The organism is Streptomyces sp. 2-1 (genome assembly GCF_048564895.1).
Taxonomy (GTDB): Bacteria; Actinomycetota; Actinomycetes; order Streptomycetales; family Streptomycetaceae; genus Streptomyces; species Streptomyces phaeochromogenes.
Genome location: NZ_CP183383.1, coordinates 8176787 through 8198538 on the forward strand (window position 1 = coordinate 8176787; position 21752 = coordinate 8198538).

Below are 21752 nucleotides of genomic sequence, written 5' to 3' on the forward strand. Positions count from 1 at the left end.
CGATGAGGAAAAGGCGCCTGTGAGGCGTCAGGTGGGGATCGGGAAGACGAACGCAAGTGAATCGTTGCTGACGTGTCGAAACAGATTCAGACGACATCAAAACCGGGGTGTCAAGCGGATCCCGGGAAGAGTCTGGCGGGTGTTCCGCTTATTGGCCAGGCGGTGTCCGGCATGTAGACGACGTGAGCCTGATCTGCGGCTTCCGTGTGGAACAGGAGAAGGCGTGCCCGGACAAACCCTGCCAGTGTGGGCGGGGGAGAGGGAGTGTCTCAAGCGGTGACCCCGTGAGGGATTGAGTACCGTCGCCGGGCACGCCGGCGGACCGGCTCGTAGTAGTGGGGATTTCCCTGTAATGGGGGCGGAGCGAAGGGGCCGGGTTGTCCGTGGCTGGTTTGTTCGATCAACCGGAAGTGCTCCGGGAGGAGTCGCGTGAACAAGCTGAAAGTACCAGACAAGCCGTTCGGGATTTCGAAGCGAGCTGTCTGGGAGGCGTGGGAGAAGGTCAAGGCAAATAAGGGCGCACCCGGAGTGGACGGGAAGACGATCTCGGAGTTCGAGTCCGATCTGAAGAACAATCTTTTCAAGATCTGGAATCGGATGTCGTCGGGGTCGTACTTCCCCCCACCGGTGCGCGCGGTGGAGATCGAGAAGGCGCACGGCGGCACCAGGATTTTGGGTGTGCCGTCCGTCGCCGATCGGATCGCGCAGACGGTCGTGGCCCAGGAGTTGGAAGCGAAGGTCGAACCAATCTTCCATCCTGACTCCTACGGCTACCGCCCCAAGCGTTCCGCGCTCGACGCGGTGACGGCCTGCCGACAGCGGTGCTGGAAGACGGACTGGGTGATCGATCTGGACATCCAGAAGTTCTTCGACACCGTGCCGTGGGACCTGGTCGTCAAAGCGGTCGAGGCAAACACCGATCTGCCGTGGGCAGTTCTGTATGTCAAGCGGTGGCTGAAAGCACCCTTGATGCTGCCCGACGGCTCGTTGCAGACACGGGACCGAGGAACCCCGCAGGGCTCCGCGGTCTCGCCCGTACTTGCAAATCTGTTTCTGCACTACGCATTCGATGCGTGGATGGCCCGGGAGTTTCCCGGAGTTCCCTTCGAACGCTACGTGGACGACGCAGTGGTCCACTGCGTCAGCGAGGGCCAGGCACACTATGTGCTCGCTGCTCTCCGGAGTCGGATGCGCGAGGTCGGACTGGAACTGCACCCGGACAAAACCAGGATCGTGTACTGCAAGGACAGCAACCGGCGTGGCTCCTACGAGCACACCGAGTTCACGTTCCTGGGGTTCACGTTCCGGGCCCGTCAGGTGCGACTGAAGACTGGGAAGATGTTCACCGGCTTCAATCCAGCGGTCAGCAACGACGCCCTGAACAAGATCAGTAAGCGGGTGCGATCTTGGAGACTGCACCTACACACTGAGGTCTCCGAAGCGGACCTCGCCCGGCTGATCAATCCAGTCGTACGAGGTTGGATGCAGTACTACGGCGCCTTCTACCGGTCGGCGCTCTATCCCCTCCTGGGGCGCATTAATTCCTACCTGATGCGCTGGATCCGCAAGAAATACAAACGACTGCGGGGACGAAAGAAGGCGCAGGAAGCGTGGAACAAGACCGTCATTCAACGGCCCCGGTTCTTCGCCCACTGGGCTTGGGTACCAGCAGTCCCCGTCGTCTGGTGACCAGGGCAGCAAGAGCCGTATAACGAGAGATCGTTACGTACGGTTCTGTGAGGGCCGGGGGCTGAAATGCCCCCGGCTACTCGACAGCATCTTGATTCGGTTGGGGTGTCCTTCGACGACGCCGGAACTCCAAGGCAAGGTGAGGCCGGCGATGACGGCGTCGAGCCACTGCGGAAGCCGTTCGCCCTGACGTTTGGTGAGCATCTGAGTGAAGGACCTGACGTGACCGGCAAGGGTGTGAAGTTCGGCGCAGTTGACCAGGACTGTCTTGAGCCCGAATCGTTCGCTTTCGGTGAGGGATTCCGGGCGGCTGAGAATCCATCCATGAGTCCGTCAATCGAATCGCCAGAAGGGGCGCCGACTGAGGAGTCCAGCCAGTCCGCCGCGGCACCGTACAGCTTTCGGCCGACTCGCCCTTGCCGGCACCGATGACCTGGGAGTGATCGAAGGGATGCGTCCTGCCCGGTCATCTCTGAGCGGGGTGGTACGGCCCTCTACCAGCCGGTCAGCAGGAGGTGGTTGAGGAGAAGGCTCAGGGTTGCCTGGGCCGTCAGCCAGACGCGGGGGCGGTCGAGGAAGGCTCCCGCCGCGAGCAGCCACAGCGCGAAGGGCAGCCAGATCCGTTCTGTCTCCGCCTTGCTCATCCCGGACAGGTCGGCGACGAGCAGCATGAGCAGGGCCGCACACAGCAGCAGCCCCATGCGGCGCTCGGCGTCGGGCGATGTGCGCCACCGGATGAGGAGGGCGCCGGTGCGGCGCAGGCCCGCCACCGTCGCCGGGCCCACCACGAGGACTGTGCAGGCGAGGTTGGCCCACACCCAGTAGCCGTACGGGCGGAAGCCGCCGGCGCCCTGGTAGTAGCGCTCGACCAGCAGGTGGTAGGCCTCCCACCAGTTGAAGCCGACCACCGTGAACGCCACTGGGACGACGGCGAGTCCGGCGATCGCGTACGGGAGGATCCGGAGCCGTCGGGAGCCGAGCAGCAGGACGGCGCCTGCGATCACGGCGAGGAGAGTGAGCCCGTACGACAGATAGGTGGTGAGCCCGAAGAGGAGTCCGGAGGCCAGGGCGGTGGCTGGGGGCCGGTGACCCGTCACCGCCAGGGCGAGGAAGGCGACGGCCCAGGCGGCGACCGCCGCGAAATATCCGTCCGCCGACGTGCCCGCCCAGACCGCCGCCGGGGCCAGGACGAGGAAGGGCGCGGCGCGCCGGGCGAGGGCCTCGCTCGCGAGTGCCCGGAGGGTGACGAGGACCGCGGCTGCGGCGGTCGCTCCGGCCGTGATGACGAAGGCGCCCGCCCATGCTCCGCCACCCAGGCCGATCCGGTCGAGCAGGACGAACGTGAGGGTGGCCCCCGGGGGATGGCCGGCGACATGCGCGGGCCAGTTGTCGGGGGAGCCGATCAGGATGTGCTGGGTGAAGTCCCGCAGGGTGTCGGGGATGTCCTGGAAACGGTCGATGACCTGGAGGTACTCGTACCCGGTCGTCAACCGCCGGGCGATCCCGCGGTGCCAGCCGTCGACGAGGGCGAGGGAGAAGGTCCAGACCATGGCGGTGGCCCAGGAAGTCCACAACAATGGCCGCCAGGGCAGACGCGCGGCAAGGGACGGGCCGTACGCCACGACGGCGATGGCGACGGTGACCGCGGCCGGGGTGCCGGGGCCGGTGTGGGGCAGCCAGTTGGCGTACAGGGGCGGCCAGCCGACGTGCAGGACGTCCTTGGCACGCTTGATGGCGATGCCGGTCAGCGTGGCCGCCACCACGAGCAGGGCGGCGGCTGCGACGGCGTAGAGGTCGCGGCGAAGATCGCGGTTCACGCTGGGAGACGTTAGGTCGGACGGCGGCCGCCGGAGCCTCGACAGGCGCGGACGTCAGCCTTTCGTCATGAGTTGCACGCCCTCTCACCGGGTGCACCGGACCTACGGTCGGGGTATGGCACGGTCTCCTTCCTCACCCTCCTTCTGGCGCAGCCCGGTGCGCGGCCCCTGGTTCACCTCCGTCCTCGGCGTGGTGCTGCTCGCCGGGATCACGGTGCTCTTCCTGACAGGGCTGCTGTCCTACGCCGCCTACAACCCCGGCCTGGCGCCGGTGAACGACAAGACCCCGGACAAGGGACTGCTCGGCTTCTACCTGTTCGCCTGGCCGACCGACCCGCACTGGCTGTACCGCCTCAACCAGGGCGTTCACGTCACACTCGGGATCACCCTGGTCCCTGTCCTGCTGGCGAAACTGTGGTCGGTCGTACCCCGGCTGTTCCAACTGCCGCCGGCCCGGTCGCTCGCGCACGCGCTGGAGAGGATCTCGCTGCTCCTGCTGGTAGGGGGCGCGCTGTTCGAGTTCGTGACGGGTGTGCTCAACGTCCAGCTGGACTACCTCTTCCCCGGCTCCTTCTATCCGCTGCACTTCTACGGCGCCTGGGTGTTCTTCGCCGCGTTCGTCGTGCATGCCGTCCTGAAGACGCCGGCCGCGGTACGCAATCTGCGGCGGCTGCGGGAGGAAAGGGCGGGGGAGGCCGGTTCGGGGGAGGAACCGGCGGAGGCGGTGCCCTCGCTGGTCTCCCCCGACCCGGTCGCGCCCACCACCTCGCGGCGCGGGGCGCTGGGGCTGGTCGGAGGCGGCTCGCTGCTGCTGTTCGGCACCACGGTCGGGCAGAACTTCGACGGTCCGCTGCGGCGCACCGCCCTCCTCGCGCCGCACGGTGGCGCCGATCCCGGCAGCGGTCCCGGCGGTTTCCAGGTCAACAAGACGGCCGTGTCCAGGGGGATCAGCGCGGCGGAGACGAGCGAGGAAGCGTGGCGGCTGGTCGTCACCGGGCCCTCCGGTACCGTCCGGCTGAGCCGCGCCGAGCTGCTGGAACTGCCACTGCACAGCGCTGCGCTGCCCATCGCCTGCGTCGAGGGCTGGTCCACCTCCGACCAGTGGTGGCGAGGCGTACGACTGCGGAACCTCGCTGCCCTTGTCGGCTACGAGGCCGATGCGGCGCCCGACGTCATGGTGGAGTCCCTCCAGCGACGCGGCGCCTTCCGCCGGGCCGCCCTGCGGTCCAACCAGGTGCGCGACATGCGCTCCTTGCTCGCTCTGGACGTCAACGGCGAGCCGCTGACCCCTGACCACGGCTACCCGGCCCGGATCATCGTGCCCGCGGCGCCCGGTGTGCTCAACACCAAGTGGGTGGCCCGGATGACGTTCGGAGACCTGTGATGAAGAAGCTGCGCCTGAGCGTGGGCAGCCCGCTCCAACTGCTCCTCCTCGCCTGCTCGTTCACCCTCGTCGGATACGCAGGAGTACGGCTGCTCGCGGACGACTGGCTCCAGGTCGCGCTGTGGTTCGTGGGCGCGGCGGTGGTGCACGATCTCGTCCTGCTGCCGCTGTACGCGACGCTGGACCGTGCGGTCGTACGGGCATCCGGCGCGATCGGCCACCGGGAGCGGGCTGTGTACGTACGCGTGCCCGCTGCCTTGGCCGGGCTGCTCCTGCTGGTGTGGTTCCCGCTGATCAGCGGCCGGGTGGCGGACCGCTACGAGTCCGCCACCGGGCTGTCGGCGAGCGACTTCCTCACTCGGTGGCTGCTGATCACGGCTCTGCTGTTCGGCGCTTCTGTGCTGCTTCTGGTGCTGCGGCTGCGCAGGGAGACGAAGGACCGGCCGCCTGCCGTCCACTGATCGGTGGTGCACCAGCCGAGCGGGTGGGCGTGCCGCAGCAACGCCGGGGAGCCGAGCCGGGCCCAGGGGAACGTGGCGTCGGCCGAGCCCCCGGTTGCGGCGGCCCCCACGAGGTGGACCTCGACGCGCTCGTCCACGTCCACCGGGGCCGTCTCGGCGATCAACAGGCCGCCTGGACACAGCAGTTCACCCAGTCGCCGGAGCAGGGCGCGTGGGTCGCCGCCGATGCCGAGGTTGCCGTCCAGAAGCAGGGCGGTGTTCCAACGGCCCTCGCCCGGCAGCGGTTCGAAGACCGAGCGCCACAGGGCAGGCCCGCCGAGGCCCAGGGTGTGGGCGACGGCGGCCTCGCTGACGTCGACACCGAGCGCGGTCCGGCCCCGGGCGGCGAGCTCCGTGACCAGCCTTCCGGGCCCGCAGCCGACGTCGAGAACGGCACTCTCGCATCGGTCCAGGACCTGCCGGTCCACGGCGTCGGCCCGCGCACACCAGCGCTCGACGTCCAGGGGCAGCAGCCAGCCGTCACTGCGGCGGAGGAAGAGGGGTCCGCGTCCGGCCCGGAGGGCGTCGGCGTAGGGGTCGGCCGACCAACTGTGGTCGGCGGGGCCCCGCGCCATCACCTCATGCGCTGTGCTCATCGGCGGTCGGCCGTCCGCAGCCGGGACAGTTCCGCGGCGAAGCAGCCGTGCGGCGCCAGGGCGGCGACCGCTTCGGTGTCGGCGGACGTGTCCACGTCCCGCAGGCGCGGCAGGTCGCGCACCCGCAGGCCGGCGGCGACGAGCCGGGCGCGCTGTACGGCGCCCGTGGTGGGCGTCGACATCGGGACCCCGCGCAGCAGGTCCGGGTCCGGCTCCGCCAGCCCGAGCGCCCAGAAGCCGCCGTCCTCGGCCGGGCCGAAGCAGGCGTCGTACCCGTCGAAGTCCGCAGTGAGCAGGCCGGGGGTGACCTGCGGTGTGTCCATCCCGATCAGCAGGGCCGGTCCGTCGCAGCCGGCGAAGGCCGCGGCCAGGCGCTCGTCGAGGCCGCCCGCACACTGCGGTACGACGTCGAAGCCGGGCGGCAGCCAGGGCCCGGGTCTCCCGTCGAGGACGAGGACCCGGCGTCGGGCGGGTGCCGCGGCCACCGTGCGCAGGGTGTCGGTGAGGGCCGCCTCGGCGAGCGCCGCCGCTTCCTCGGGTGTGAACGGCGGTGTGAGCCGGGTTTTCACCCGTCCCGGCCGCGGTTCCTTGGCGATGACGAGCAGGGTGGTCACCGGCGGGATCCTCCTTGTGCTTGTGCTTGTGCCTGTGCCGTGGCCGCCGCGGGTACGGCGGGTCGCTCGGCCAGGACACGGCTCATGTCGCGCACCGCCTGCCAGGTGCCGCGCCAGGTCCCGGTCACCTTCGAGGCACCGGACCGCGGCAGATACGGGACGTCGTGTTCGGTGACGTGCCAGCCCGCGTCGGCGGCCCGGACGACCATCTCCAGCGGGTAGCCGCTGCGCCGGTCGGTGAGGTCCAGGGCGAGCAGTGCCTCGCGGCGGGCGGCGCGCAGTGGACCGAGGTCGTGCAGGCGCAGACCGGTGCGGCGGCGCAGCATCAGCGCGAGTGCGAGATTGCCCGCCCGGGCGTGCACGGGCCAGGCGCCCCGGCCCTGCGGTCGGCGCCGCCCGAGCACCAAGTCGGCCTCGCCGCCTCGGGCTTCGGCCACGAACGGCACGAGTAGGGCCGGATCGAGCGAGGCGTCGCAGTCGCAGAAGCACACGATGTCGGCCGTGGCCGCGGTCAGTCCCGCATGGCAGGCGGCGCCGAAGCCGCGGCGCGGTTCGTGGACGACGGTGGCGCCCAGTTCCCGGGCGATGTCCGCCGAGCCGTCGGTGGAGCCGTTGTCCACCACGAGGGCACGCCAGCCGGGCGGAATGCGGTCGAGTACCCAGGGCAGTGCCTCGGCTTCGTTCAGGCAGGGGAGGACGACATCGACGTCCTCGGGTGTGGAAGAGGTCATCACGGCTCTCACCCTACGAACACGAACGGCACATATCGGACTTCGGCTCCTTACGAAACACGGACGTCAGGGCCGGTTCGTGCCGGGTGGGCGCCGCAGTAGCAGGGCGTGGTGCGAGGCTGGCCGCATGGAACAGCAACCGAGTGGGCCGGCACCGACTCGCATCCTGGTGGTCGACGACGACCCCACGGTCGCCGAGGTCGTCGCCGGATACCTCGACCGGGCCGGGTACGCCGTGGACCGCGCTGGAGATGGACCGGCCGCGCTGGCCAGTGCCGCCGCGCACTGGCCCGAGCTGGTGGTGCTCGATCTGATGCTGCCCGGCATGGACGGCTTGGAGGTGTGCCGCCGGTTGCGGGCACGCGGCCCCGTGCCGGTCGTCATGCTCACCGCCCGGGGTGACGAGGACGACCGCATCCTCGGTCTTGAGGTGGGGGCGGACGACTACGTGACCAAGCCGTTCAGCCCTCGGGAGCTGGTGCTGCGGGTGGAGTCGGTCCTGCGCCGCACGCGGCCCCGCGCGGGCACGCGTTCCCACAGCGCGGCCGGACTCACCGTCGACCAGGCCGCCCGCCGCGCCACCAAGAACGGCGGCGAACTCGCCCTGACCCTGCGCGAGTTCGACCTGCTCGCGTTCTTCCTGCGGCATCCGGGCCGGGCGTTCAGCCGGGAGGACCTGATGCGGGAGGTGTGGGGCTGGGACTTCGGCGACCTCTCGACCGTCACGGTCCACGTCCGGCGCCTGCGCAACAAGGTCGAGGACGATCCCGCCAGGCCCCGCCTGATCCAGACGGTGTGGGGCGTCGGCTACCGATTCGACCCGGCCCGGACCGATCCCGACTGCAAGGGGGTCTGACCATGCGCGACACTCTGCTCATAGCTCTGTTCGCCTTCTGTGGCGCCGGCGCGGCCGGGCTGCTCGGCGCGGGTGCGCTGTGGATGCTGCGCCGCCGTTCGCTCACCGCATCGCTCACCGTGGTGGCCGCCGTCGCGGTGACCGCGATGCTCGCGGGCACCCTGGCCGTGGCGCAGGCGATGTTCCTGTCCCCGCACGACCTGACCGTCGTGACCATGGTCGTCGCGATGGCCGCCGTCGTCTCCCTGGCCACGGCGCTGCTGCTCGGCCGCTGGGTCGTCGCCCGCAGCCGCGCCCTCCAGCTCGCCGCCCGCGACTTCGGCGACGGCGGCGACTTTGCGGCACCCCACGGTGCGGCCACCGCCGAACTCGCCGCACTCAGCGGCGAGTTGGCCGCCACGAGCGCGAAGCTCGCCGCATCCCGGGAGCGGGAGCGTGCCTTGGAGGCCTCCCGGCGTGAACTCGTGGCCTGGATCTCGCACGATCTGCGTACCCCGCTCGCGGGCCTGCGTGCGATGGCCGAGGCGCTGGAGGACGGGGTGGCCGCCGATCCCGACCGCTATCTGCGCCAGATCCGCACCGAGGTGGAACGCCTCAACGGTATGGTGGGCGATCTCTTCGAGCTCTCTCGCATCCACGCGGGCGCCCTCGCTCTCACGCTCTCCCGCATGTCCCTGTATGACCTGGTCGGCGACGCCCTGGCAGGTGCCGACCCGCTCGCCCGCGAACACGGGGTACGGCTGGTGGGCGGCCGTGTCGAACCCGTGCCGGTGGAGGTGGACGGCAAGGAGATGAGCCGGGTCCTCGGCAACCTGCTCGTCAACGCGATCCGCCGGACACCGGCCGACGGCACGGTCGCCGTGGCGGCTGAGTGGTCTCCGGACGGCGTGGTGTTGTCCGTGACGGACGGTTGCGGCGGCATCCCCGAGGAGGACCTGTCGCGCGTCTTCGACACCGGCTGGCGCGGCACCCACGCCCGTACCCCGCCTGCCGGGGCCGGCCTGGGCCTGGCCATCGTCCGGGGAATCGTGGAGGCCCATCAGGGCTGTGCCACCGTACGGAATATCCCCGGTGGCTGCCGCTTCGAGGTGGTGCTGCCCGCGGCCGCTTCCTGAAGCGGGCAGCACCACCGGTCCAAGGGGCGCTACGCGCCACGCATCCCGGCCCGTGCGAACTCCCGCATGCCCTCCGCGAAGGCGACCTCCGGCTTCCACCCCAGCTCCGCCCGCAGCCGGGACGAGTCCGCCGTGATGTGCCGCACGTCGCCCAGCCGGTACTCGCCGGTCACGACCGGCTCGGGCCCACCGTCTGCCGCGGCCAGCGCCGTCGCCATCTCTCCGACGGTATGCGGCTCGCCGCTGCCGACGTTGAACGCGGTCAGCGCTCCGGCGGGCGAATCCGCCTCCAACGCCGTCGCGTTGGCAGCCGCCACGTCCCGTACGTGCACGAAGTCGCGCCGCTGCCGACCGTCCTCGTACACGCGCGGGGCCTCACCCCGGGCGAGCGCCGAACGGAAGAAGGAGGCGACCCCGGCGTACGGCGTGTCCTGCGGCATCCGGGGCCCGTACACGTTGTGGTAGCGCAACGACACCGCCGACCCGCCCGTCGAGCGTGCCCACGCGGCGGCCAGATGTTCCTGGGCGAGCTTGGTGGTGGCGTACACGTTGCGCGGGTCCACCGGCGCGTCCTCCCCGACCAGCCCTGGCGACAACTCCTGCCCGCACACCGGGCACCGCGGCTCGAAACGCCCGGCCGCCAGGTCGGTGACATCCCGGGGCCCGGGCCGTACCACCCCGTGCCGCGCGCACGTGTACTTGCCCTCCCCGTAGACCACCATCGAGCCGGCCAGCACCAGGCGCCGGACGCTCTTCTCGGCCATGGCCGTGAGCAGTACGGCGGTGCCGAGGTCGTTGCGGGAGACGTACTCCGCCGCGTCCGTGAATCCGGTACCCAGGCCGACCATCGCCGCCTGATGGCACACGGCGTCCACACCGGCCAGCGCACGGGCCACCGCCTCCGGGTTCCGCACGTCCGCATCCGGGTCGTCACGAACGTCGAAGACGACGGGCTCGTGCCCGCACGCCTCAAGCGCCTCGACGACATGGGACCCGATGAACCCGGCACCGCCGGTGACCAGTACTCGCATGCGCCCACGGTAGGGCGGCCCACCCGTCGCGACCGCGGACCGCGCGCACCACGTCACGAGTCCGTAAGGGAAACAAGACAACAGACGCGACCTGCCGAGCCGTCCCCATGCCCGCACGCGTACCCCCGTGCCGTGGCGTAAGGATTTCGTCACCGGCCACCCCAGCCCGGACGGCCCTCTTTTCCGTTGAATAGGAAGTGACGAGGCAACTCCCGGAACGGAAAGAGGAACGGCATGGGGCGCGTGCGAGTGGGGCCGTTGGCCATCGGGGTGCTGGTGGCGGTGGTCGTAGGGGTAGGTGCCGGGCTGTACTGGTTCCAGCCGTGGAAGCTCTGGCAGGACGAGACGGTGACGGAGGCCCTGCCCGGCGTCGAAGAGCCCTCCCGGGCCCCGGAAGCGAAGCCCGGGACATCCGCCCTGCCCGGCGTCGAAGAGCCCTCCCGGGCCCCGGAAGCGAACCCCGGGACGTCGTCCTCCCCGTCGGCGCCGCCCGGGCCCGTGACACTGGCGAGTGGTGAGCTGATCAGCCACGAGCACACCACATCGGGCACGGTGAAGCTCGTACGTCTGGCCGATGGCTCCCACGTCGTGCGACTGGAGAGCCTTGACACCAGCAACGGTCCGGACTTGCGTGTATGGCTGACCGACGCGCCGGTCAAGCAGGGGCGGGCCGGCTGGCACCTCTTCGACGACGGCAAGTACGCCAGCCTCGGCAAGCTCAAAGGCAACAAAGGCAGTCAGAACTACGCCCTGCCGGAAGACGTCGATCCGTCCCGCTACAGCAGCGTCAGCATCTGGTGCGACCGCTTCGACGTCTCCTTCGGCGCCGCCGAACTCATCCGCGGCTGAAGGAAGTCCACGATGAAGCCGCGAGCCGGCACCAATCCGGTGCCGGAACCGCTCTGCTGAGGCGGGGTGGGCCTGCCGCCCCAAAGGGAAGAAAGGGGTGCTCCCTCATCCTTTCCCGGGGCGGCGAAGGCTGGCCTGTGGTGCGATAGTGACGAGAGGTTTGCCGAGTACCTGTGTTGTTGACCAGGTCGGCATAGGCCTGGAATGTCTGCGGTAAGGGCCCCGGCCTCGGACCGTGGAAGGCGCTGGTCTGATGACACGCCGCCTCACCCGCCAGAAGAAGAGTCCGGCCCCTGCCCATCACCCCACCAGCACGGACTCAAGCGGCCTGACCAGCCCGGTCACATCAGATGGCCCGCAGGACCCCCGCCGGGGTCGTCGGCCAGCACAATCGCGGCCTTCACGCGCTTGCCCACCGGCTCGCGCCGCACCTCGAAACTGCGGCACACCGCCATCGCGATCTCCAGGCCATGCTGCCCGACCCGGCCCGGATCAGCAGGACAGGCCGCCGGCAGTGTCGGATCGGTGTCCCACACGCTGATCTCCACGGCACCGTCGCTGAGCTCCAGGTCCAGCAGGCACGGTCCGGGCGCGTACTTATAGGCGTTGGTCACCAACTCGCTGACCACCAGTTCCACCATGCCCATCGCACGCTCCGACACTGGGAGCCCGTGAACGGCCTGCACCTCGGCCATGAAACGGCGGGCCGAATGCCGGGCCTCCGCGATCGGCTCGCTGCCGTCCAAGGCCATGACGGACAGGATCGGGTAGCTGGCTAGCGCCTCATATTCGTCCTCATGCACCACTGAGCCACACCGCCACCCTCGTCCTGAGCAACACGGGTACCGACGCCCGCATACCCCTGAAACGGCGCCGCACACCAGACCTGAAATCGGAAGATCCGACCCTGACATGCATCGTCGCCTCGCCGGCCGGCTGACCGGCAGCCACTGACCGGGTCGGCCGTCCTCGCCGACCACGGACGTCGTGGGGAGGGCGGTCTCTCTTTCCCGCAACCCCGGCCCGGAACCGTGCTCTGACGGCCCAGGCCTGGCCCGCGCTGATCACTGGCACCGCCCTGGCGCGGCGCTCGGGTCTGGAAGCAGTCGCCGGGGTGACGGGCACGGCACGGCCCTACCCCCTCAGATGTTCTCGTGTTCAGAGCGCGGACCGACGCTGCCACCGTGATGAACAGCGACCTCACCATCTCGGCGAGGGCACGGACTCCAGCCCGCCGGCCCGTTACCCGGCCCTGCGGACTGCCCATCGTCAGGACGTACCGGGGCCGTCGAGGTGCCGTCCTCCGAGCGGGGTGCCTCAGCAGGCAAGGGCCGCCTACGAAGATGGCCCCGCGGAGCCGGATTCGCGCGGGAAGTGAGATGCGGTGGACAGCTCACTGGGCGCTTCCTCCAGCCGCTGCACGGTGGTGTCGTCCGAGGTGTCACGCGGGAGGTCCCCGCCGGTGGACAGCAGTGACCAGGCCCCGAGGGCCAGAGAGATCGCGGCCGCTGTGGAAGCCACGCGGCCGACGCGCCGGAGCCTGGCTCGGCCGCCCAGGTCCCGCCAGGCCGGTTCGGGCCACGGGCCCTCCGGCTGCCACAGGTCGCCAACCGCGTGCGTACCGCATTCCGCCGGCTCGATGTGCGGACGACACGCCCGCCGATCAGTTCTTCCGACGTCAAAAGGCCGGAGGTGCAGTCCTTGGGCCCGTTCCAGCGCGGAGGGTTCCCTGAGAGCCGACTGGCGGATGGCACGCTCACTGTCGGTGAGGAACTTCAGCCAGACCTCCTCGGGCCGGGACGGCACGCCGTCCGGCTCTTCGGGCGGCCCATCGCCGCCCCGCCCTTGGATGTTCACGGTCCCCTCTCCCCCTGCGTTCACGCTTTACAGGCGGCACAGGCTTCGCCCCGTGAAGTGCCGCGCGGCTCCGTGACCTGTGGAGCGTCATCGATCCTGATGTCGCGGAACCGTGGGAGGCGAGCCCGCCGACGGCCGGAATGTCGGCTCGTGCCGCATAATTCTGCCGCTGTACCTCCTGGGCGCCGAACAGCAATCGGCCGTCGGCTCGCCCCCGACTCGATCATTGCACAGTGCAAAATGAGATCGCCAGCCATTCCGGTCCGCTTCTCGTGACGTGCGCCCGACTGCTTCCGGCGACGGAGCGCGTTCCCGGGTGGTGGCCGGTGGATGTTGCGGCCCCGGGGGCGCGGACCTTGCGAGAGCTCACGCGGCCGTGAAATCCGCCCTGCCTCGCTCGCCCTAGAGGTGACTCTGATTCCGCCTGCTCACCCCGAGGGGCTGAAGCTATTGCAGGGTTCGTGCCTCTCCCCGGACCGGTATCACTGATCAGCAGTTGGTGCGGCCGGTTGTAGCGCAACAGGAGCAGCGGTCTCCCGAAGGGCGGGCCGACCCTGTGTGAAAGAACAGGATCGGCGGCCGCGCCGTCAGGTCCCGTCGTCCGTGGGGGGGTTGGGGAGGGCTGCAGGGTGTGGTTTCTCTGGGTGTCATCGCTGCCTGCCGCAGGCCGGGAATGTCGGCTATCGGTCTCAATCAGTCAAAGGTCCGGGGTTGAAGGCCATCGCAAGCGAGCAACCTTTGCATAGCCTAAAGGTGGGAGAGGGCCGCCTGCGGAGACGAGGGGGCGGCTCTCGAAGCGCTGCGACCCGCTGGAGTACGTCATGACCGACCGGAAGCCGTCATCGAACTGGACGGTGCTGTCCTGGATGCCGACCGTGGTGATGGCGGTGGTGGCGGGCGTGGACGTGGTCGCCGGACCCGGAGTGGGCCTGTTGCCGCTGGTGTCGCTCGGACCGGCCTTCTCGGGGCTGATCGGAGGATGGCGCCGCACGGCCGGGACCGGCGCGGCAGCGCTGCTGCTGTGTGTGGGGCTCGGCTTCTACAACGGGCAGTTCGACGAGAGCCGGGGCTTCGCGGCCCTCGGGTCGGTGGCGGGCGTGACTGGTGTGGGGATCGCGGCGGCTGTGATGCGTTCGCGCCGGGAGGCGGAGCTGGCCAGCGTCCGGTCGATCGCCGAGGTGGCCCAGCGGGTGCTGTTGCGGCCGGTGCCGTTGACCGCGGGTCCGCTGCAGGCGGCGGTGTCGTACACCTCGGCGGTCGCGGAGGCGCGTATCGGCGGGGATCTGTACGAGGTGGTGGCCTCGCCGCACGGTATCCGGGTGATCGTGGGTGATGTGCAGGGCAAAGGCCTGGCCGCGGTGGAGACGGCTGCCGTGGTGCTCGGCGCGTTCCGGGAGGCGGCGCACGACGAGCCGGACCTGGTCGGGCTCGGCGAGCGCCTGGAGCGGAGCGTGGCCCGGGAGCTGGAGGGTGAGAAGTTCGTCACCGCGATCCTCGCCGAGATCGGCGCACGCCATGAGGTCGTCTTCCTCAACTACGGCCATCCGGCGCCGATGGTGGTACGTCGGGACGGCGCCGTCGACTTCCCGCAGCCGCCCGCCCATGCCCTTCCGCTGGGGCTGGGCGCACACGGAGGCGAGGACCCGAAGTCCTATCGGGTGGACTTCGCTCCCGGTGAGCAGCTCCTGCTGTACACCGACGGCGTCACCGAGGCCCGGAACGAGGACGGCCACTTCTATCCCGTCGGGGAACGCGCGCATCTGCTGAAGGACCCCGACGCGCACCGCGCCCTGGAGACACTGCGCGCGGACCTGGCCCAGCATGCCGGCGGACCGCCCCACGACGACGCCGCGATGCTCCTGCTCCGGTACCACGGTCATGAGGAAGGAAAATCTGCCCCCATCACGTGAGCGAGCAGCGACTTCGGCACGGTAGAAAGGACACATGTCAGAGCGCGAGACCCCCGCGGGGGCGATGGACGATGTTCGCACGGTGAGCCGTGCGGTGCTGACCGCAACCCGGCTGTTGGTGGCGGTCTCCGCGCGCTCTCTCGCCGCGGTTGAGGAAGGCGTGACGCTGCCGCAGTTCCGGATGCTGGTGGTGCTGTCCACGCGTGGGGCCACCAAGCTGGTCGCGCTGGCCGACCTGCTCCAGGTGGCGCCGTCCACCGCGATGCGGATGGTGGACCGGCTGATCGCGGCCGGGCTCGCCGACCGGCAGACCAACCCCGCCAACCGTCGTGAGACCCTGCTGCAGCTGACGGACGAGGGGCGACGCACGGTCGAGGACGTCACCACCCGGCGTCACGCCGAGATCGCTGCGATCGTCGAACGGCTGACCCCGACACAGAGACTGGCACTAATCGAGGCCCTTGCCGCCTTCAACGAGGCCGGGGGAGAGCCACCAGCGATGACGCTGGAAGACGTGGAGCCGTACCCGCTGGGCTGGGCGGTGGATCTCCCAGTGGCCCGCGACGCCTGACCTGCCCGCTGCGCCCTCAATATTCTGGCCGGTCTTCTCCGCCCCTGGTGCATTTTGCATAATGCAAGGTGGTGATGCGCGGCCGACCTGTCGGCCGTCTTCCGGCGATGCGGGCCGTGCCGCCGGTGTCTTGCCGACAGCCGCCCCGACCTCGCGGCGACCCACACGGCCGATGGCGATGACCGGCCGCCGGGCCTGTTCTGGGAACTGCACTCCGGATACGTCCTGCACCCCGAGGACCGGGTCGCGCCGGCCTCGACCCGTCAAGGTCTCGCCGAGCTTCTTGGCCGCCGTCCCCGCCCGCGCGCGGCCGCACCGTAGGCGGCGACACGACTTCGCCGGGTTCCGACAGGAGGCGGGAACGGTAGGGACCCCGCACTGGCCGCCGAGCTGAACGGTTTCCAGTACGACGCCACCGCCGTACCTGCAGCCCGGTTTTCCTCCGTACCCACTCCCGTTCCGTTCGGATCAGCCCGTTCTCCGCCCCCACCGTGTGTCGATCCGCTCCCACTCTGCGGCCCACTGCGCCATGCGCCACCGGTCCAGCCCCAGGCGTGCGCCCCAGGTGAAGCCCAGCACCGCACCGCCCGTGCCGACCGCCGCCAGCAGGCCTCCGAAGGCTGCCTGGAGCTGCGCTTCGCCGCTGGTCGGGGGCTTGGCCGTGGGGTTGCCGCTCCTGTCGATCCACACAGTGACCCGGCTTCCGGCCGGTGTGGTGGGTGGCACCCTGGCCTCGTCCGTACGCATAGATCCGTCCGGTGCGGTCCAGTGGACGGTGGCCCACACCCGGTGGTCGCTCATCGCTCGGGCCGGCGCTTTGTCGTCCGCGTCTTCGGCGAGGACGGCCGAGACTGTGCGGCGCTCTGCCCGCTGCTGGTCGGCGGCCCTCTCGACTGCGTTCGCCGCCCCCAGACCCGCCCAGAGACCGCTCACCAGGGCGAGGATCCACCCGGCGAGCACGACCCAGGCTTCGATGACGTCGCTGTGCCGCCTCAGCGGATTGCGCCGCCACCGCCACGAGCGCATGGCGGCCTGCCGTGACGTTGCCATCGGTCGACACCCCCTCGTGGGCACCGACAGCCTCCTTCCAGTGTCCTACGAGGAAGGACGATCGACCCCATCTGTTCATCGCTTCCGGCCACGTCCACGGCCGGTGCTTCCCGCTCCTTGGCTCCGTCCGGGCCGTGCGTCCGACAAACGGGCCCGGCCGGCTGTGGCACCACGTGTCCGATGGGCGATGCCAGGAACTGGCCGATTGCCGGGGAAGCAGTGTCGGGGTGGGTCAGATCACCTCAGCGGTCCCCGGGGCCAGGGGCCGGGCGTACGGCGTGGCGGGCTGTGGGGTTGGCGATGAGGTGGCGGGGGTCGGTCGCGCGCGTGATGGCCGACTCGACGGCGGCGACGCGGTCGGCGAGGAGACCGAGGGCGGCGACAGCCTTGCTGAGCGGGTCGCCTTCTGCGCCGCCGAGGGCCTGTGCGCGAACGTACGAGGCCTTCAACTCGGTCCAGCGTGCAGCCTGTTCGGTGCTCAGGGTGCCGCGGAGCTCGGCCAGTTTGAGCAGATTCGCCTCGGCTCCGGTGGTGAGGGTCTGGGCCTCGGCCGTGTAGTGGTCGTCGATGACGGCGGCGAGTTCGGCGTCGTTCATGACGGGCTGGATGCGCTGGGAGAGCTTGTTCATGTTGCGGTAGGAGCCCTGGAGTTGGAAGGGCGGTTCCGTGCGGGTGGCATCGCTCTGGGCGGCGGAGGCGATGTAGGCCGTGTTCACGGCGAGGACTGTCTCTCGGGCGGTGAGCAGGTGGCGCAGGACTGCGAGGATCTGCTCCAGTTCGGCCGGGGCGTACGGGTGGGTGAGCTGGTCGGCGCGGGCCATGGGGTCACCCTCGGCGAGCCGGGTCAGCAGGTTGAGGTCGGTGCGGTCGCGGCCTGCGAGGGGGGCCAGGACCGGGTTCGCGGTCAGGGCGTTCTCGATGAAGCTGGCGGCGAAGGCGTCCTGTTTGCCGGTCAGTACGTCGCCGAGGTTCCAGACGTCGGCGCGGTTGGCGAGCATGTCCGGGACGTGGAAGCGGCTGCCGGACTCGGTGTAGGGGTTGCCGGCCATGCAGACCGCGAAGCGCTTGCCGCGCAGGTCATAGGTGCGGGGCTCGCCGTTCCATACGCCTTCGATGCGGCGGGTGGCGTCACACAGCGGGATGAACTTCTGCAGCAGCTCGGGGGAGGTGTGCTGGATGTCGTCGAGGTAGAGGAGGGTGTTGCTGCCCGCCTCAAGGGCAAAGTTGATCTTCTTGATCTCCTGGCGTGCTGTGGCGTTCGGGGCTTCGGCAGGGTCGAGCGAGGTGACGGAATGGCCGAGAGCCGGACCGTTGACCTTGACCAGGACGAGCCCGAGGCGGTCGGCGACGTACTCCATGAGGGTCGTCTTGCCGTAGCCGGGCGGGGAGATGAGCAGCAGCAGGCCACCGGTGTCGGTGCGCTTGGTGTCTCCCGTGGTGCCGAGCTGTTTGGCGAGGTTGTCGCCGATGAGCGGGAGGTAGACCTCGTCGATGAGAAGGTTGCGGACGAACGCGGACATCACGTGCGGGCGATATTCGTCCAGCCGCAATCGAGACCGCTCCGCGGCTACGAGGGCGGTGCGCTGCCGCTGGTAGGCGCGGTGGCCGGGGACGTCGCGGGTGCGGAAGTTTGTGGTGCGGGTGAGGAGTTCGTCGATGCGTAGGGTGAGCGTGCCGCCGGTGACGCGGGGGTGGGAGCCGAGCAGCCCCTCGACCGTCTCGGTCAGCGGCGCGTCGGACTCGTAGCGCGTCAGATCCGGGCAGAGTTCGGCGGCCACGGCTTCGGCGAGGTCGCTAGGGCGCAGGTCCGCACCCGTGGCGGAGGTGTACGACGACAGCCACGCCTCGATCACCTGGCGGCGTGGGGGCAGGTCATCGAGCGCGACGAGGTCCTCGTCGTAGGCCGAAGTTCCCACCGTGCGACGGAACTTGTCCAGCAGGGTGCGCGTGGTCGTGCTGATGACGAAGCCCTCGGGGCCGGCCGTGAGTTCCTCGAAGAGGTATGCGGCGGCGTGCGCCCCGGTCTCCGCATGGCCTATCGCGGCTGCCAGCTCCGCTTGGAGTTCCGCGATCGCCGGGGTGAGCCCGAACGTGTCGCGGGCACGCGCGAGGGATACCGCGCGGCGCGCCCAGGCCGCGCGCTCGTCGAAGGTCGTGCCATGAGTCCAGAAGAGCTGGGCGGTGGCCCGGGCCGCGGGCGCGTGGCGCAATGGACCCGCTGCCTCGTGCAGGCGCAGCAGCGCCGTGAGGATCGCGGTCGTGTCGTGGTCGTGCACGCCGCGTTCGTAGCCCTCGTCGTAGGCGGCTTCCGTAGCCTGTCGTACGAGGGTGGCGAGGTCGTCGGTCCCGGCCAGAGTGGCCGGTCCGTGTTCGTCGAGCAGGCGGGCTGCGAGGTGCTCGGCCCGGTAGACCTCCGGGGACTCGGAGGGCAGCGGCCGGTCCCAGTAGGGGCGGGTGGTGGCGAACTCGGGGTCGATCACCGGCGAGCGGTAGTCCGTGCCGGTGAGCGCGAAGGCGAGGCCGTCGCCGTGCGGGACCAGCGTGAGGTCGAGCGGCTGGGTGTTGACGGCGAAGCGGTGGCGGCCCAGGCGGAGGGTGTGGCCGCCGTCGGCGTACAGGTCGGTGCGGTCCCGCAGGGCGCGGGCCGCCTCCTGACGGGCGGCTTTGAGGCGGCCCGCCAGCTCCTCGGCCCGTACCTGGTCGCCGAGGTCGCGCAGCTCGTCCGCTGTCCGCCGGACCTTGGCGACCATCGGGTCCGAGGCGAAGTACGTGGCGACCGCGTCCGCGTTGGGGAGCGCGGCGGCACGGCGGGTGACCGTCTCCAGGACCCGGTTCGCCGAGTCCGCAAGGCGCTCGGTGCGGCGGGCGCGGGCGTCTGCGAGGGTCTGCTTTCGGGTGGAGAACGCCTCATGGATCTCGTCGCGCTTGTCCGCCAGCTCGCCCAGGAAGTCGTCGAACTCGGCGAACCGGGATTCGAGGTTCTCGACCTGCACCAGCATGCGGGAGAGCTGCTCGTCGCAGGTCTTAGGACTGTCGGCGGCCGTGAGCGCGCCGGTGACCGTCTGCCCGAAGAGCGCGAACTCGGCGGCGAACTCGGCCCGCCCCTCGTGGTCGAGGAGCGCGCGGCGGCGACCGTCGAGGACGGCGCGGGCACGGTTGACATTGCCGAGGACCTCGGCGATGCGCTGCAGGATGGAGGTACGGACGGTGGTGTCACCGATGTCGAGCCCGGCGACGACCTCGGTCACTGTGCGCAGCTGGTCGGCGAGTTCGTCGAGGCGATCCGTGACGGGTGCGGCTTCGGCGACGGTGGCGATCGACTCGGCGTCTGCGACGAGGTGTTCGATGTCGGCTTGGTGGTCGGCGAAGGCGTCCTCTCGGGCGAGGTGGGCGACGGCCCGCTGCCCGAACGCGGTGAGGTCGGCCTCGGCATCCGCTGCCAGTTGGTCGATGCGGACGGTGTCCGCGTACCGCATCTCCTTCAAGGTGAGCAGGTGCCCCTGCGCTTGCCGGAGGTCGGCCAGGCCCGACACCCAGGCGGCAGCACCGCGCGGGACCTCACCACGCAGCCGGCGCACCACCGCCGCGACGCGGCTCGCCGCCTCGCTGAGCGCGTCGGTGGCCTGCCGGGTCAGTGCCTGGACGGTCTCGAACTCGGCCAGCACCTGCTCGGCCGTCGCCTGCACCTGCTCCAACGGGCTCAGCAGATCACCGAGTTCGGCGTCGCCCAGCCAGTGGTAGGAGTCCGTTGCCCGGACGCAGGCGGCGGCCAGCGCCTCGTACACCTCGCCCGTCGGGGAGGTCTCGGCCACGGCGCGGGTGATGGACAGGCAGTCGGAGAGGCCGCGTACGAGGTCGGCGTTGCCTATACGGGCGAGCGGCCCGGTACCGGTCGGCCGGATGGCGGCGTGGGTGTCGGAGACGTACGGGGAGCGCCACAACTGGACCGGGTGCACGCGCTGCGGCTCATCACTGTCGGCGCGCAGCACCACAAGCGTGCCGTCGTCGAACAGGGCCCAGCCGTGGCAGGACAGCGGCGTCGCGACCTCCTTGCGGATCACGTTGTAGGGCAGCAGCAGGCTGCGGCCCTCCGCGCGCGCGTGGAACGCGAACAGCACGTCCTCGCCGTTGGGCGAGCGGACCGTGCGCTCGAACTCCAGGGCTGCCATGTCAAGGGGGGCGGCCGTGCCGTCGAAGGTCTTGTACGCGCCCGTGGCCAGGCAGTAGCCGCCGGGGAAGACGATGCCCTGGTCCTCGGGCAGGCGGCGGCAGGCCTGCCCGATGCCGTCGAGGCGTACGACGGTCTTGGTGAGGGTGTTGAACACCAGGTGGCGGTGGGTGCCCTCCTTGTAGGGGCGGATCCGCAGCAGGATGAGGGCGCCCACGCGTGCGTGGGCGATGTCCGCGTCGGCGAGGGACTGCAGTGGCTCGTCGACCGGCTCGGCGTAAACGCCCTCTCCGGTCTCGGTGTTGTCCTCGACCTTGACGGTGAGGGTGCCACCGACCGTCTCGACGAACACCTCGCCCTGGATGGAGACGTGTGGGTGGCGGCCGAGGACGTGGTCCTCGCGCGTCGTGTCGGTCCACTCGAAGTCGTGAGAGGGCGGGAAGACGTGGTCGCGCTCTCCGCGCGCGTCGAGGAAGGCCGCCTGTCCGTCGGCGGACAGTGCCCAGCGCAGGACGCGGATGTCGGCGGCCTTCTCGCCGGTCTGGAAGACAGCCAGCACCTTGCCGTCGGTGCGGCGCAGTTGGAGGAGGTGGGTCTGGCGGTAGTAGCGGTAGAGGGCGGCGAATTCCCGGAGGAAGGCAGGGTCGTCGAGCAGGCCGGGCACGGCGTCGTCAGGTAGCCGGTTCAGGTCGCGGTCGTGGAGTGCGAAGACGTCGCCCACAGCGGTGTCCGGCTTCAGACCGAGGAAGACGTTGTGGCCGAAGAGCAGCGCCTCGCCGACGGAGACGATGTCGCGGGGCACGCAGGTGTGCTCCGTCCGGAGCCGCTCGGTGCCCGTCAGTTCGAGCCGGGTCGAGCCGAACTCCTCGGTGCGGCGGGTGTTGAGCGCCTCGGCGCGCCGGGCGAGTTCGGCGGCCTGAGCGGCGAGGCGATCACGCAGCACCTCGTAGGTCCCGGTGTCGAGTGCGTCGTACGTACCGGTGTCCAGGCCGGTTGCCATGGGTCAGTTTCCCT

At 70.2% G+C, this 21752-nt stretch carries 16 protein-coding genes; 7 read left to right on the forward strand and 9 right to left on the reverse strand.

The features are described 5' to 3' along the window. Positions 1-429 precede the first annotated feature (429 nt). A complete protein-coding gene (gene ltrA / locus ACN20J_RS35970) occupies positions 430-1689 on the forward strand; it encodes a group II intron reverse transcriptase/maturase (protein ID WP_266760885.1) in 1260 nt (419 codons plus the stop codon). A 494-nt stretch (positions 1690-2183) separates the two neighbouring features. Here the strand turns inward: ltrA and ACN20J_RS35975 are convergent, their stop codons facing one another. Further along, entirely contained in the window at positions 2184-3506 is a 1323-nt protein-coding gene (locus ACN20J_RS35975; protein ID WP_266760887.1) for a hypothetical protein, read from the reverse strand. 115 nt (positions 3507-3621) lie between these two features. Between ACN20J_RS35975 and ACN20J_RS35980 the strand changes: the two genes are divergently transcribed. Continuing rightward, a complete protein-coding gene (locus ACN20J_RS35980; protein ID WP_266760889.1) occupies positions 3622-4890 on the forward strand; it encodes a molybdopterin-dependent oxidoreductase in 1269 nt (422 codons plus the stop codon). Positions 4891-5206: 316 nt separating this feature from the next. Here the strand turns inward: ACN20J_RS35980 and ACN20J_RS35985 are convergent, their stop codons facing one another. The 3 genes from ACN20J_RS35985 to ACN20J_RS35995 are packed head-to-tail and all read right to left on the reverse strand — an operon-like array spanning position 5207 to position 7331. Continuing rightward, positions 5207-5986 (reverse strand): class I SAM-dependent methyltransferase, encoded by a 780-nt coding sequence (locus tag ACN20J_RS35985; protein ID WP_266760891.1) that lies wholly within the window; start codon positions 5984-5986, stop codon positions 5207-5209. Then, the gene (locus ACN20J_RS35990; protein ID WP_266760893.1) at positions 5983-6600 is read right to left on the reverse strand and encodes a TIGR04282 family arsenosugar biosynthesis glycosyltransferase; all 618 of its coding nucleotides are present in this window, start codon (positions 6598-6600) and stop codon (positions 5983-5985) included. Before ACN20J_RS35990 ends, ACN20J_RS35985 begins: the two co-directional genes overlap by 4 nt. Continuing rightward, positions 6597-7331: a glycosyltransferase family 2 protein gene (locus ACN20J_RS35995; RefSeq protein WP_419667582.1), complete on the reverse strand. Its 735-nt coding sequence runs from the start codon at positions 7329-7331 to the stop codon at positions 6597-6599. The genes ACN20J_RS35990 and ACN20J_RS35995 overlap by 4 nt, the downstream gene beginning before the upstream one ends. A gap of 127 nt (positions 7332-7458) precedes the next feature. Between ACN20J_RS35995 and ACN20J_RS36000 the strand changes: the two genes are divergently transcribed. Continuing rightward, a complete protein-coding gene (locus ACN20J_RS36000) occupies positions 7459-8187 on the forward strand; it encodes a response regulator transcription factor (RefSeq protein ID WP_266760897.1) in 729 nt (242 codons plus the stop codon). A 2-nt stretch (positions 8188-8189) separates the two neighbouring features. Continuing rightward, positions 8190-9302, forward strand: a complete 1113-nt coding sequence (locus tag ACN20J_RS36005; RefSeq protein ID WP_266760899.1) for a sensor histidine kinase — start codon at positions 8190-8192, stop codon at positions 9300-9302. Between the two features lie 29 nt (positions 9303-9331). Here ACN20J_RS36005 and ACN20J_RS36010 read toward each other — a convergent pair whose 3' ends face one another. Then, a complete protein-coding gene (locus ACN20J_RS36010) occupies positions 9332-10333 on the reverse strand; it encodes an NAD-dependent epimerase/dehydratase family protein (RefSeq protein ID WP_266760901.1) in 1002 nt (333 codons plus the stop codon). Between the two features lie 234 nt (positions 10334-10567). Here ACN20J_RS36010 and ACN20J_RS36015 point away from each other — a divergent pair, with 234 nt between their 5' ends. Next, the gene (locus tag ACN20J_RS36015) at positions 10568-11182 is read left to right on the forward strand and encodes a DM13 domain-containing protein (protein WP_266760903.1); all 615 of its coding nucleotides are present in this window, start codon (positions 10568-10570) and stop codon (positions 11180-11182) included. Positions 11183-11523: 341 nt separating this feature from the next. On the opposite strand, the gene ACN20J_RS36020 is transcribed toward ACN20J_RS36015, so the two are convergent. Continuing rightward, on the reverse strand, positions 11524-11934 hold the full coding sequence (locus tag ACN20J_RS36020; protein ID WP_266761276.1) for an ATP-binding protein: 411 nt from the start codon (positions 11932-11934) through the stop codon (positions 11524-11526). 583 nt (positions 11935-12517) lie between these two features. Further along, positions 12518-13039 carry a hypothetical protein gene (locus tag ACN20J_RS36025; RefSeq protein ID WP_266760905.1) on the reverse strand — a complete coding sequence of 174 codons (522 nt, stop codon included), beginning with the start codon at positions 13037-13039 and terminating at the stop codon, positions 12518-12520. Positions 13040-13860: 821 nt separating this feature from the next. On the opposite strand from ACN20J_RS36025, the gene ACN20J_RS36030 reads away from it, so the two are divergent. Together ACN20J_RS36030 and ACN20J_RS36035 are read left to right on the forward strand one after the other, a co-directional pair. Next, positions 13861-14949: a PP2C family protein-serine/threonine phosphatase gene (locus ACN20J_RS36030; RefSeq protein ID WP_189841189.1), complete on the forward strand. Its 1089-nt coding sequence runs from the start codon at positions 13861-13863 to the stop codon at positions 14947-14949. 34 nt (positions 14950-14983) lie between these two features. Beyond that, a complete protein-coding gene (locus tag ACN20J_RS36035; protein WP_266760908.1) occupies positions 14984-15520 on the forward strand; it encodes a MarR family winged helix-turn-helix transcriptional regulator in 537 nt (178 codons plus the stop codon). A 468-nt stretch (positions 15521-15988) separates the two neighbouring features. On the opposite strand, the gene ACN20J_RS36040 is transcribed toward ACN20J_RS36035, so the two are convergent. Beyond that, a complete protein-coding gene (locus ACN20J_RS36040) occupies positions 15989-16570 on the reverse strand; it encodes a hypothetical protein (RefSeq protein WP_266760910.1) in 582 nt (193 codons plus the stop codon). Between the two features lie 242 nt (positions 16571-16812). After that, the gene (locus tag ACN20J_RS36045; protein WP_266760912.1) at positions 16813-21738 is read right to left on the reverse strand and encodes a DNA repair ATPase; all 4926 of its coding nucleotides are present in this window, start codon (positions 21736-21738) and stop codon (positions 16813-16815) included. Positions 21739-21752: the final 14 nt, after the last annotated feature.

Excerpts from the sequence above, each read along its gene's own strand:
- ACN20J_RS35980 (WP_266760889.1), top strand. The coding sequence starts at position 3,622 with ATGGCACGGTCTCCTTCCTCACCCTCCTTCTGGCGCAGCCCGGTGCGC.
- ACN20J_RS35985 (WP_266760891.1), bottom strand. The coding sequence starts at position 5,986 with ATGAGCACAGCGCATGAGGTGATGGCGCGGGGCCCCGCCGACCACAGT.
- ACN20J_RS35995 (WP_419667582.1), bottom strand. The coding sequence starts at position 7,331 with ATGACCTCTTCCACACCCGAGGACGTCGATGTCGTCCTCCCCTGCCTG.
- ACN20J_RS36000 (WP_266760897.1), top strand. The coding sequence starts at position 7,459 with ATGGAACAGCAACCGAGTGGGCCGGCACCGACTCGCATCCTGGTGGTC.
- ACN20J_RS36005 (WP_266760899.1), top strand. The coding sequence starts at position 8,190 with ATGCGCGACACTCTGCTCATAGCTCTGTTCGCCTTCTGTGGCGCCGGC.
- ACN20J_RS36010 (WP_266760901.1), bottom strand. The coding sequence starts at position 10,333 with ATGCGAGTACTGGTCACCGGCGGTGCCGGGTTCATCGGGTCCCATGTC.
- ACN20J_RS36015 (WP_266760903.1), top strand. The coding sequence starts at position 10,568 with ATGGGGCGCGTGCGAGTGGGGCCGTTGGCCATCGGGGTGCTGGTGGCG.
- ACN20J_RS36020 (WP_266761276.1), bottom strand. The coding sequence starts at position 11,934 with ATGGCCTTGGACGGCAGCGAGCCGATCGCGGAGGCCCGGCATTCGGCC.
- ACN20J_RS36030 (WP_189841189.1), top strand. The coding sequence starts at position 13,861 with ATGACCGACCGGAAGCCGTCATCGAACTGGACGGTGCTGTCCTGGATG.
- ACN20J_RS36035 (WP_266760908.1), top strand. The coding sequence starts at position 14,984 with ATGTCAGAGCGCGAGACCCCCGCGGGGGCGATGGACGATGTTCGCACG.
- ACN20J_RS36040 (WP_266760910.1), bottom strand. The coding sequence starts at position 16,570 with ATGGCAACGTCACGGCAGGCCGCCATGCGCTCGTGGCGGTGGCGGCGC.
- ACN20J_RS36045 (WP_266760912.1), bottom strand. The coding sequence starts at position 21,738 with ATGGCAACCGGCCTGGACACCGGTACGTACGACGCACTCGACACCGGG.